This window comes from Myxococcus sp. RHSTA-1-4 (assembly GCF_020037125.1).
In the GTDB taxonomy this organism is placed as follows: Bacteria; Myxococcota; Myxococcia; order Myxococcales; family Myxococcaceae; genus Myxococcus.
The window spans coordinates 81,029-92,529 of the sequence record NZ_JAIQDG010000010.1 but is presented as its reverse complement, the minus strand read 5'-3'; the positions used below and the strand labels follow the sequence as shown (position 1 = coordinate 92,529).

Below are 11,501 nucleotides of genomic sequence, written 5' to 3'. Positions count from 1 at the left end.
GGCGCGTTCGCGGAAAAGGAGCCGCGGCTGCGCTGCCCTGCTCCTGCGGTGAGGATGGGAAGGGGCCGCGGGCCCGGGGGCCCGCGGCGTCCCTCGGGAAGTGCTAGTTGATTCGCGCCACGTCGAGCACGAAGCCGGGGAAGGACACACCGGCCTTCGGCGTACCGGAGCTCAGCTCCATCAGGGTGGACACGGAGTAGTCCGCCGCGCTCTGGCTGACGAAGAAGCTGGCGCCGGTGCTCGCGGCGAAGCCGCTGTACGCGCCGGGCGAGCCCTCCACGCGCACGGGATTGGAGAGGCTCTCCAGGGGCAGGCTCCACCAGCTCCAGCCCTTGCTGTACCACTCGCTGTAGGTCGTACCGGGCGCGCTGGGGGTGATGGTGGTGTCGGCGGCCTGGACCCAGGCCTTGCCGTCCTCCGTCACCGCGATGACGGTGCCGACCTTGTTGTCCCCGAGCGCCGGGGCGACGGTGCCGACGTAGTCCGCGTCGAACGTCCGCTGGCCCGGGGAGATGCGCAGGATGCAGTCCTGCTGGCCGCCATTCTCGGCGCCGTAGGCCGTGTGGCCCAGGCCGTTGATGACGCCGCTGAAGAAGTAGAGCGTGTCGCCCAGCCGCGCCGTCTTGTTGATGTCGCGGCAGCGCTCGTCGGGGACCTGCGTCAGCTCGTCCGTCGCCGTGTCGAGCCGCACCAGCACGGTGCCCGGAAGGACGCGGTCATACGTGGGAGTGGTCCACCCCACCGTGAAGTAGGCCTCGCCCGCGCGGCTGGCCCACTGGCTCAGGCTGGTGACATAGCCCTGCTTGACCAGCTCCCTGGGCAGTGGGAGCGTCTTCTCGATGGCCATCTCCGTCGGGTTCCAGACGATGATTTGAGCCTGGGCGTCGTCCTTGTAGTAGGCCTTCGTCGCACTGACGAAGAGCACGGCCTGGGCGCCCATCGCGCGCACGCCCTGCGCCTGCAGCGAGATGCTGCTGCCCGCCACCAGCCGCCCGTCCTTCAGCTCATAGCGGGTGATGGTGGGCGCCTCCCCTCCTCCAATGGCGAAGAAGCCGATGCCCTGCGCCGCATAGAGGCGCGGCCGGCCCGGCAGCTCGAGTGACTTCGAGTAGTCGAGCTGCGTGGCCTGGTCGAGCGAGTCGACCAGGGTGAAGTAGTTCATCCGGGTGCCATCCGTCTGGACCGCCGAGTGGATGAGGTATTGCGGCTGGGTGGCCGGCTCTGTCGGACCGGGGGGGCCATCCTCGCCACACGCCACGCCGAGGAGCGCGGCGCAGGCCACGAGACCTCCGGTGATGCAGCCCCTGCCCGACAGCTTCACGTGCCTCGCCATCCAGTCGTCTCCGAAGTTGATAATGAGTGTCATATTCAAAGTCCTCAAACGCCCGGATGTCAAGGGAGTTGCCGCTTCTTGACGCGGCTGTTGTGGACTCCAGGGCCGTGCGCGTCTCGGCGAACGCGGCGGTGGTCCGAAGAGGTAGAACGCGCGCCCATGGACCTGGAGCTCAGAGGAAAAGCGGCCCTCGTCACCGGCAGCAGCCGGGGCATTGGCCGGGCCATCGCCACGGCGCTCGCTCGCGAGGGCGCGCGAGTCCTGCTCACCGCTCGCGGCGCGGAGGTGCTGGAGGCCACCGCGGCGGAGCTGCGCGCGGCGGGGGCCGAGGTGGCCACCGCCGTCACCGACGTGGCCACGCGGGCCGGCGCGGTGGAGGCGGTGGACGCGGCGGTGCGGGCCTTCGGCACGCTGGACATCCTCGTCAACAACGTGGGCGGCAGCGGCGGCGCGGGCGCGTTCGACGCGGCCACCGTGGAGCAGTGGGCCTCCGTCATGGACCGCAACCTCATGTCCGCGGTGTGGTGCAGCCAGCGCGCGGTGGAGGTGATGCGCGCGCGCGGAGGAGGCGGCTGCATCATCCACATCAACTCCATCTACGGCCGCGAGTACGCCACCAGCGCGCCCTACACCACCGCCAAGGCCGGCCTTACCGCGCTCACCAAGGAGATGGCGGTGGACCTGGCGCGACACCGCATCCGCGTGAATGGCGTGGCGCCCGGCTCCATCCTCTTCCCCGGCGGAAGCTGGGACAAACGCCAGAAGGCGGACCCGGAGAAGGTGGCGAAGCTCGTGCGCGACGAGCTGCCCTGGGGCCGCTTCGGCACCCCGGAGGAGGTGGCGGACGTCGTCACCTTCCTGTGCTCGGAGCGCGCCCGCTGGGTGACGGGCGCCACCCTGCCGGTGGATGGAGGACAGGGCCGTGCCTTCTGACCGGAATGCCCCGCGCGCGCCGTGTTATGCAGGGCGCCTCCGAACGAGGCGTCACGCGTGCTGAAGCTCTACAAGAAGGAAGGCGACAGCCTCCGCTACTGGGAGGCCTGGGTCCACGAGGGCACGCTCACCGTGCACTGGGGCACCGTGGGACAGACGGGCGAGCAGAAGGAGCAGCCCGTGCCCCCGGACGAGGACCCGGACATGGCCATCGCCGAGGCCGCCGGTCCCCTGGTGGACCAGGGCTATGACGAGCCCGACCCGGACGCCATGGTGGCCCTCATCGTCCAGTACGCCGTGCAGGGCAAGGGCTCCGGCCATGACCTGGAGAAGCGCGTGGCCGTGGAGGAGCTGCTCACGGACGCGCTCGGCTGGACGGGCAATGGCGAGGTGGAGGGCGGCGAGCTCCGGGAGCAGCGCCTGCGCGTGCACTGCCGGGTGATGGACGCGGACGCCGGCGTGCACACCGTGGTGGAGGCGCTGGACTCGGAGGACCTGCTCGAGGGCGCCACCGTCCTGCTGGCGCGGGGGGACGAGGAGCCGCGAGCCGTCTGGCCCCCGGCCCCCGCCCATTCGTAAAGAGGCGTCCGTCCTCAGGCGCCGGCGGGACGCGTTGCCGCCTGGGGCTCGGCGCTGGCCGCGGAGAGGCGGTGCCAGAGCTGGTGCGAGGTGAGCATCAGGCCCAGCACGATGACGGGGTTGAGGGAGGCCATCAGCGGGTCGCCCATCGCCGTGTGGGACACCGCCGCCGCGATGCAGTCGATGACGAAGCCCGCATAGGCCCACTCGCGAAGGAAGCGCGGCACCGGCGCCCACAGCGCCACCACGCCCAGCAGCTTCGCGATGCCCAGCATCATCCGGAAGTAGTCCGGGTAGCCCAGGTGCTGGAAGGCCGCCACCACCGGCGGTGCGCCCATGAGGTACATGATGGCCGAGGCCGACATCGACAGGGACACCAGGCCCGTCACCACCCAATAGGCAATCTTCTGCTTCGACATGTTGGCTCCTCTGCCTCCGTGGACTTCACGGGCTGCGGGGGCAGCCCCCCCGCCGGAACCTTAGGAATGTCGAATCCACCCAGGCAAACGGGGTGTGCCGGACCCGGGCTCAGGCACCTGACGCGCGGCGGCGGGGGCGCTTGCGCCGGGCGTAGTTGGCCACCTCGCGAGACATCTGCGCTACCGTGGTGGCCTCCAGGCTCTCCTTGAAGGCCCGCTCCGCGCGTCCCACCACGCCCTCCAGGTATTCGGCCACCAGCGGGGCGATTTCGCAGGAAGGGCTGGGCCCGGAGGGGTAGCGGCCGAGCAGCTCCGCGTCCTCCTCCACCGCCTCGTACACGTCGCGTAGGGTGATGTGCTCCGGCTCACGTGCCAGCGTCACCCCGCCGCCCACGCCGCGCTTCGTCTCCACCAGCCCCGCGCGTGCCAGGTCCCTCAGCAGCCGTCGCACCACCACCGGGTTCGTCTGGATGCTGCGGGCCATGCTCTCGGACGTCACCGAGCCGCGGTCCTCACGCTCGGAGCAGGCCAGCATTCCCAGCATGTGTGCGGCCATGGTGAAGCGGCAGTTCACGCGTCCTCCGCGCCCTGAAGAAACCCACGGTTGACGTATCGCCCTGGCTCCCCGCGCGCAACCCCTCCCGGGGAGCGGTGCCACGACGTGTCCGTGAGCCTCCCACACCGGGCGGCGGGGCCCCGGAGACCGGGGCCCGCGCGGAGCGGGCAGCCACGCGCTACCGCGTCACCTCATCAACACTCGCCGTCAACTCCACCTCGTCGCGCAGGGCATCCGGGCGCCGGCCCCGGTCCAGCTCATCGCGGTCGTACGCGCCGTCCTCGTCCTGGTCCACGCCGATGCGCCACTCGGTGCCGGCGGGGACCACGGTGTACGTCAGCTCGCTGCCGGCCCGGGCGCGGGCCAGCAGCACGTACGCGCTCACCTTCTCCGAGGCCCGGTCCGACTGGAAGACGCCGCCCTTCACGTAGGTGTAGCCACGAGCCTCGCCGCGCTGCCGCCCCTTCACCACGAGGCCCACCCGGCCCTGCTCCGCCAGGGACATGAAGAGCAGGGCGCGGCCGAGCTGCGCGGGCGTGGGCCCCGCCCCTCCCAGCGTCACCTGCTGCCCCACCGCCGCGTGCGAGTCCTGGCTGCCGGGCCCGGGAGGAAGGAAGAGCTCCGTGGGCGAGCCGCGCGGCAGGTCCCCGCCGGAGAAGGACAACAGCAGCGCCACCAGGTCGGCGACCTCCTGGTCACTGGCGGGATTGAAGACGGGCTCGGTGATGAAGCGTGCAATCGAGTCCACGCTGCCGTCGTGGATGAAGCCGAAGCCCGTGAGGCTCTCCTTCTGCGTCAGCTCCAGGCCCACCTTCTCGTAGAGGTTGCGCAGCTGCGGCACCTTGAGGGTGACGTTGCTGCTGCCGTCGGTGGAGACGAGCGCGTGGTGGTACTCGCCCTTGTCGCCGCGCGGCAGGTCCATCCACATGGCGCCGTTCCACTGCATGTTGGTGGCCATGCCCGAGGGGAAGGTGTGGCAGGTGTTGCAGGCGAACAGCCCCTGGGCAAGCAGCCGCGGCGGGCGGAACAGCGCCATGCCGCTGACGGCGTCGCCGTTGGGCAGCGGCTGGCCGGCGGGCGCGAAGCGGCCGGTGGTGTAGTGGCCCGGCAGCGGCAGGTTCCGCGGCAGCGAGTTGTCCAGGCCGCGGAACGGGTTGGGCGGGAAGGTCAGCGTCGAGAGGAAGGCGCGCAGCTCGCCCATCTCCTCCGGGGTGAGCTGGGCGTCGTCGCCTTGCAGGTGCTCGTAGGCCGGGTTGAACTCCTCCAGGCTCGTGCGGTCGCCGCGCCAGTGCAGCGGCTCCTTGCCGATGATGTCCTGGAGCGTCTGCGTCGTCATGGGGCCCTTCATCGGGTGCCACGACTCGAAGGGCGGCATCGGCAGGCCCATGCCCAGGTTCTGCCCGTCCAGCGCCTTCACCGTCCCGGACGGGTCGCCCAAATCCCACGCCAGCTTGTCCATGCGCGCATCCACGTGGCACGACGCGCAGGAGAGGTGGCCCAGGCCGGACGTCTTGTGCGTGTCATACAGGTGCTTGCGGCCGGCCTTGATGGCGGCGGGAGACGGGTCGAAGAACGGCACCCGCGCCAGCTCGCGGAGGCGGTCCGTGCCGAGCACGGAGAGGCTGGCGCCGAAGCGGTTGAGCACGTAGACGCGACGCCTCGCTCCGTCGAAGACGATGCCCGTGGGCCCCTCGCCCACCGGCACCTGCGCGATGCGCGCGCCGCCCGGGCCCACCACCACCACGTTGTTGGAGCCCATGCCCGTCACGTACGCCCGGGTGCCCGTGGCGTCCCAGGTGATGCCGCGCGGGTCGCCCACGGACAGCTCGCGCAGGGCCCGTGACACCGTGGGCGTGCGGTAGTCCAGGTGCGGGTTGAGGTCGTGCACCGCGCGAGTGCCGGGCCGCCGCGGGTCCACCACCGCCATCAGCACGCGCAGGAAGCGGCCGTTGAGGTTGGGCTCGAAGCGCACCTCGTTGGTGGCGTCCGTGCCCACCACGGTGACGGCGCCCGAGGGGTGGACGGCCAGCGCCATGTTCAGGTTCATCAGCCGCGTGGCGTAGGAGACCTCCAGGCTGGCGGTGTCGATGATGGCCAGGTCGCGGTCCGGCAAGTCCCACCCCGTGAGCCGGCCCGACGCGGAGGCGTGCGCGCCGCTCACCAACTCCGTCCAGTCCCCCTGGTTGTCGTCCATCCACCGGCCCCGGGCGTCCTTCTTCACGATGAGGCCCACGGGCGGCGCCGCCGGGTTGGCCGGGTTGAGCGCCGGCACGAAGGAGTTGCCCCGGTTGGGCGGCGGGTTGACGCCGCCATACGGACCGCGCGCATCCCCCGCGCCATTGGGAGGGAACGCGTCCGGAATGGTCGAGCCACCGCCGATGAGGGTGCTGCCGTTGCCGGACTCGAAGATGGCGGCGTAGACGAAGCGGCCGTCGGCGCTGACGGCGAGGGCGCGCGGGTCCTCGCCCTTCAGGGAGATGCGGCGGGGCTCGGCGCCCAGGCGCGCGGGGTCCACCACCATCACCCGGTTGACCTGCGAGCAGGTGATGAAGGCCCGCCGCGGGTGGCCCGCGAAGACGACGTCCGCGGGCTCGTCGTCCGTCTGGAGGGTGGCGCGCACGTGGCCGTGCCGCAGGTCGACGATGCTGACGCTGTCCGAGATGTGGTTCACCACCCAGGCCTCGGTGTTGCTCCGCGCGCGCACGGACACCGGGTCCAGCCCCACGGGGATGGAGGCCACCAGCTCCGGCGCGCGCCGCGACGTGAGGTCGAACACCAGCAGCCGGTTGTCCGCCGTGTTGACCGCCAGCAGGCGCGTGCCGTCCGGCGTCATGTCCATCGGGTGGACGTGCGGGTCCTCCCAGTTCACGAAGGAAGGCGAGGCGACGGACGGAACTGGAGCCAGGACCGCGAGGAGACTCAACAGCACGACGGCACGCGTGAAGACACCCATGCGGCGACCTCCGAGAAAGCAGTAGCGGTACGCTCTCTGTCTGCCTTTCCAACGCGAAGGGCTCAATTCCTTGCGTGTGACAACGACCTCACACACGCATCACCAGCCACCTCTTCCGCTCGGAGACCCGAGATTTCACGCGGCCTGGACGCCGTCACGCGCCGTCACACCCCATTCAAAGACTCACACAAAAAACGCACCGCCCTTCTGCAACCCGGAAAAAACTGTCACCATCCCGGAGTGAAGCGCGACACATGATTCACACCCTGTGAGAAGACGCACGCGGCATGGCTGCGACCATGTAGGCTCCACGGCCATGGAACTTTTCCTGTCACTGTCGATGCTGGTGGGAGGCATCACACTGCTGGTGGCGGGAGGGGATTGGCTGGTCAGCGGCGCGGTCGCCCTGGCGGAGCGGCGGGGCGTTCCGGCCCTCACCATCGGGCTGACCATCGTCGCGTTCGGCACGTCCGCGCCGGAGCTGGCGCTCAACGTGGTGGTGGCGCTCACCGGGGACACGGCGCTGAGCTTCGGCAACATGGTGGGCTCGAGCCTGGCCAACGCGGGGCTCATCCTGGGACTGTCCGCGGTGCTCAGGCCGGTGAAGGTGCAGTCCTCGCTGCTGCGGCGCGAGCTGCCCATGCTGCTGGGCGCGGTGCTGCTGCTCGTCACCCTCATGCTGCTACCGGGCACCTTCGGCCCGCCGGGGAGCCCGCCGGGCCTGTCCCGCCTGGACGGGGCGCTGCTGCTGGCCGGCTTCGCCGCCTACCTGGGCGTGCTGCTGCGGGCAGCCCGCCGGCCCGCGGAGGTGGGCTGGGAGCTGACGGGAGAGCTGAAGGAGGCCGTGCGCGCGGAGCCCCTGCTGTCCACGCGCAGGTCCGTCGGGCTGCTGCTCGGCGGGCTGGTGCTGCTGGCGGCGGGCGGAAAGCTGACGGAGACGGGCGCGGTGCGGGTGGCCACCCTCGCGGGCCTGTCCGCCCAGGTCATCGGGCTGACGGTGGTGTCGCTGGCCACCACCCTGCCGGAGCTGGTGACGAGCCTGGCCGCCCTCCGTCGCGGCCAGTCCGACATCGCCCTGGGCAACGTGCTGGGCTCCAACCTCTTCAACCTGCTCTTCATCCTCGGGGTGGTGGCGATGATGGCCACGGTGCCCCTGCCCGTGGGAGGCCTGTCCGCGCTCCTGGCGCTGGGTGCGCTCACCCTGCTGCTCTTTCCGGTGAGCGTCACCTTCGACTGGACGATTACCCGGTCCGAGGGTGCGCTGCTGGTGCTCGTCTACCTGTCCATCATCGGCTACCAGCTCTGGCGGGGGCTCACCCTGCCCGCCATGTAGCGCCCCACCCGCCCTTCACTTGCCCTCGCCAGGGGACGCGAAGGGGCCGGGCCGGAAGACGCGGTAGAAGAACACCAGCGTGGGCAGCACGGCGAGCGCGCCCACCACCAGCGCCACCAGCAGCATGCGCTGCGCGGTGGGGCTCGCCGCCGCGCTGCTCAGGGTGACGTCCGGAACCACCAGGTACGGGTGCTGCGAGGCCGCCCACCCGAGGATGATGAAGCCCACCTGCGTGGCCGCCGCCACCCGCGCCCACTTGAAGCGCCGCGTCCACAAGAGGGCGAAGGCCGCCACCGCCGCCACCGCGGTGCCCGCGTGCAGGAGCAGCGCGAAGGGCGAGAGCAACAGGCCCTGCCACACCCGGGGCGCGCCCTCGCGCGCCAGCAGCAGCACGACGAAGGCCGTGGCGAAGACGGCCACCCCGGAGCCCAGCGCGCGCCGCCGGAAGTCCTCGCGCAGCTCCGGCGTGGGAGACTCGTGGGAGAGGTACACCGCCGCCAGGAAGGCGAAGAGGCACAGCGCCAGCACGCCCACCGCCCAGGCGAAGGGCGTGAGCCACGGCGCGAAGAAGCCGCTCACCACCGCGTGGCCCTCCACGCGGATGCCGCCGCTCACCACCGCGCCCACGCACATGCCCAGCAACAGCGGTGCGATGACGCTCGCCACGCTGAAGACGAGCCCCCACTTGCGCTGCACCGCGTCCCCGCGCGTGTCATACGTGCGGAAGGTGAAGGCCGCGCCCCGGAAGACGATGCCCAGCAGCAGCAGCGTCAGCGGCACGTGCAGCGCCACCGTCAGCACCGCGAAGGCGCGCGGGAAGCCGGAGAACGTCAGCACCAGGCCGACGATGAGCCAGATGTGATTCACCTCCCACACCGGGCCCAGCGCATGGGCGATGAGCGCGCGCTGCTCCTTCTTGCGAGGACCGGAGGCCAGCAAATCCCAGACGCCGCCGCCGAAGTCCGCGCCGCCGAAGAGCGCATAGAGGACGAACGTCCCCGCCACCGCGAAGCCAATCAACGCCTCAGTGGACATCGGAGTTACCTCCGTTCCGGCCCGGAAGCGTGCCCGCCACCTGCCGCACCATCAGGAACACCACCGTCGCTCCAAGGAAGAGATACACGGCGGTGAACGTCCAGAAGGGCGCATACAGGTGCGGCACCGGTGTCACCGCGGCGGACGTGCGCATGACGCCACGGACAATCCACGGCTGCCGGCCCCACTCGGTGACGAGCCACCCGGCCTCCATCGCCACCACCCCGAGCGGCCCCGTCAGGAGCCATGCCCACATCATCCGCCGCCCGTCCGGCCACACCTTCTTCCGGACCCGGTACGCCAGCGTCACCAGCGCCAGCAGCGCCATGAGGCTGCCCGTGCCCACCATGAGCTGGAAGGACAGGTGCACCTTGCTCACCGGCGGCCACTCGTCGCGGGGGAACTCCTTCAGCCCCTTCACCTCCGCGTCCGGGTCCGCGAAGGCGAGGATGGACAGCCCCTTCGGAATCTCCAGGCCCCAGGACACGCTCTCCGTCTCCACGTCCGGCAGCCCGCCCAGCCGCAGCGGCGCGCCGCGCTCCGTCTCGAACTGGGCCTCCATGGCGGCCAGCTTCACCGGCTGCGCCTGGGCCACGTGCTTCGCGGAGAGGTCTCCCACCAGCGGCTGCAGCAGCGCGGTGAAACACGCCAGCGGCAGCGCCACCGACAGCGCCTTGCGGTGGAAGGCCGCCCCCGGGTGGCGCAGCAGCACGAAGGCGTGGATGCCCGCCATGGCGAAGGCGCTCGCCTGGTAGCAGGAGAGCAGCACGTGCACCGTCTGGTACTGCCAGCCCGGGCTGAACATGGCGACCAGGGGCTGCACGTCCGTCGGACCACCGGGCGTGGGTGTGAAGCCCGACGGGTGGTTCATGAAGGTGTTCACCAGCGTGACGAAGAAGGCGCTCATCGCGCCGCTCACCGCCACCATGACGCCGGAGAACAGGTGCAGGCCCGGCGACACCCGCTCGCGCCCGTAGAGATAGATGCCCAGGAAGATGGCCTCGGTGAAGAAGGCCACGCCCTCCAGGCTGAAGGGCAGGCCAATCACCTCGCCGTACCGGCCCATGAACTCGGGCCACAGCAGGCCCAGCTCGAAGGACAGCGCCGTGCCGGACACCGCGCCCACCGCGAAGAGGATGGCCGTCCCCTTCGCCAGCTTCTCGCTCAGCAGCCGGTAGTCCGCGTCCCCCGTGCGCCGGGCCTTCAGGTCGCTCAGCACCATGAGCAGCGGCAGCGCCACGCCCGCCGCCGCGAAGACGATGTGGAAGGCGAGCGACAAGCCCATCTGCGCCCGCGCATAGAGCAGGTCCGTCATGAGCATCAGGCTGCTTTATGCTCGGATTTATCGCAATTATGTTTTCTACTGAACACCCTCAGCGGGCTTCTCACCCTGGCGCGCCGGCACCAGCGCGCGCACGGAGTTCCGCGCGATGCGGGAGGCGAGCGTGGTGGCGAAGATGAGCACGAGCTTGCGTCCCAGCTCCACGCCCAGCGGGCGCTGCTTCGCGGCATAAGCCACGCTCTCGGGATGCGCCCAGGCGCGCTTGAGGGCGCTGCGCCGCTGGCGGCGCAGCCGCTCCCCCTGGTGGCGCGCACGGTAGATGGCGTAGCCCACGCCCGCCCCGACGACCACCGCGGCGATGGCGCCCGCGGCAATCAGCGCGTCCTTGTGCTGCCCCGCCTGGTAGCGCACGCTGAGCGCGCGCTCCCGCCGGCGGTCCAACTCCTCCAGCGTGAGCATCAGCTCGTCGCGGATGCGGTCCGCCGTCTGTTCCACCTGCTTCCGGTCATCCATGCCCCGGGTGATGTGGTGGTCGGCGTGCCGTTCGATTCCCACGGCTCCGTTCCCGTCGCGGCCGTTGCCGTTCATTGCAGCGTCTCCCGCGTGAGCTGATAGTCCATCTTCAGCCGCTCCTGCGTGTGCGGCAGCGGCTTCTTCGGCAGCCGCTTGACGCCCAGGAACAGCAGGAGGCCGGCGACGGCCAGCACCGCCACGCCCATCACCAGCACGTCCCAGGGCTCGCCCAGCGGCAGCGCCAGCCCCGCGCCCACGAAGAGGCAGGCCAGCGCGATGAGCGACAGCACCGCGCCCACGCCAATGAGGATGCCGGCGGTGCGCGCGGCCTTCAGCTCCTCGCGGAGCTCCTTCTTGGCGTGCAGCAGCTCGGCTCGCACCAGCATGCGGGACTCGTCCAGGGCGTGCCGGATGAGCTCCGCCGTGGAGAGCGTCTCCAGCTGACTTCGCTCCAGGCGTTCCGATTCGAGGTCCACGACGTGCGCCTCCTGCGATGGCTTCGCGGGGACAGCCGAGCGCCCGCACGCCCGTCAGGCATGCATGCGGCCCCGCTCCTTCGCACAAG

Annotated in this window: 11 protein-coding genes; 3 read left to right on the top strand and 8 right to left on the bottom strand. The window is 70.8% G+C overall.

Annotated features, from left to right (window positions below; all coding sequences use genetic code 11):
* Positions 1–103: 103 nt before the first annotated feature.
* Positions 104–1,366, bottom strand: coding sequence for an MxcI (locus tag K8638_RS15820; protein WP_223755361.1), 1,263 nt, complete (start codon positions 1,364–1,366; stop codon positions 104–106).
* A gap of 126 nt (positions 1,367–1,492) precedes the next feature.
* Here K8638_RS15820 and K8638_RS15815 point away from each other — a divergent pair, with 126 nt between their 5' ends.
* On the top strand, positions 1,493–2,266 hold the full coding sequence (locus tag K8638_RS15815; RefSeq protein WP_223755360.1) for an SDR family NAD(P)-dependent oxidoreductase: 774 nt from the start codon (positions 1,493–1,495) through the stop codon (positions 2,264–2,266).
* A 57-nt stretch (positions 2,267–2,323) separates the two neighbouring features.
* A complete protein-coding gene (locus K8638_RS15810) occupies positions 2,324–2,845 on the top strand; it encodes a hypothetical protein (protein ID WP_223755359.1) in 522 nt (173 codons plus the stop codon).
* 14 nt (positions 2,846–2,859) lie between these two features.
* On the opposite strand, the gene K8638_RS15805 is transcribed toward K8638_RS15810, so the two are convergent.
* The 3 genes from K8638_RS15805 to K8638_RS15795 form a co-directional block, all read right to left on the bottom strand.
* Positions 2,860–3,264, bottom strand: coding sequence for a DoxX family protein (locus K8638_RS15805; RefSeq protein WP_223755358.1), 405 nt, complete (start codon positions 3,262–3,264; stop codon positions 2,860–2,862).
* 109 nt (positions 3,265–3,373) lie between these two features.
* Complete coding sequence (locus tag K8638_RS15800; protein WP_223755357.1) at positions 3,374–3,838, bottom strand: Rrf2 family transcriptional regulator; 465 nt, start codon at positions 3,836–3,838, stop codon at positions 3,374–3,376.
* A 160-nt stretch (positions 3,839–3,998) separates the two neighbouring features.
* Complete coding sequence (locus K8638_RS15795) at positions 3,999–6,773, bottom strand: YncE family protein (RefSeq protein ID WP_223755356.1); 2,775 nt, start codon at positions 6,771–6,773, stop codon at positions 3,999–4,001.
* Positions 6,774–7,089: 316 nt separating this feature from the next.
* Between K8638_RS15795 and K8638_RS15790 the strand changes: the two genes are divergently transcribed.
* Positions 7,090–8,106 carry a calcium/sodium antiporter gene (locus K8638_RS15790; RefSeq protein ID WP_223755355.1) on the top strand — a complete coding sequence of 339 codons (1,017 nt, stop codon included), beginning with the start codon at positions 7,090–7,092 and terminating at the stop codon, positions 8,104–8,106.
* Positions 8,107–8,121: 15 nt separating this feature from the next.
* Here the strand turns inward: K8638_RS15790 and K8638_RS15785 are convergent, their stop codons facing one another.
* Genes K8638_RS15785 through K8638_RS15770 form a run of 4 tightly spaced genes read right to left on the bottom strand, consistent with a single transcriptional unit; the run spans position 8,122 to position 11,412 of the window.
* Positions 8,122–9,141 (bottom strand): cytochrome d ubiquinol oxidase subunit II, encoded by a 1,020-nt coding sequence (locus K8638_RS15785; protein WP_223755354.1) that lies wholly within the window; start codon positions 9,139–9,141, stop codon positions 8,122–8,124.
* Positions 9,131–10,462 carry a cytochrome ubiquinol oxidase subunit I gene (locus K8638_RS15780; protein ID WP_223755353.1) on the bottom strand — a complete coding sequence of 444 codons (1,332 nt, stop codon included), beginning with the start codon at positions 10,460–10,462 and terminating at the stop codon, positions 9,131–9,133. Before K8638_RS15780 ends, K8638_RS15785 begins: the two co-directional genes overlap by 11 nt.
* 39 nt (positions 10,463–10,501) lie before the next feature.
* Entirely contained in the window at positions 10,502–11,011 is a 510-nt protein-coding gene (locus K8638_RS15775; protein WP_223755352.1) for a hypothetical protein, read from the bottom strand.
* Positions 11,008–11,412, bottom strand: a complete 405-nt coding sequence (locus K8638_RS15770; RefSeq protein ID WP_223755351.1) for a phage holin family protein — start codon at positions 11,410–11,412, stop codon at positions 11,008–11,010. The genes K8638_RS15775 and K8638_RS15770 overlap by 4 nt, the downstream gene beginning before the upstream one ends.
* Between the last annotated feature and the right edge of the window lie 89 nt (positions 11,413–11,501).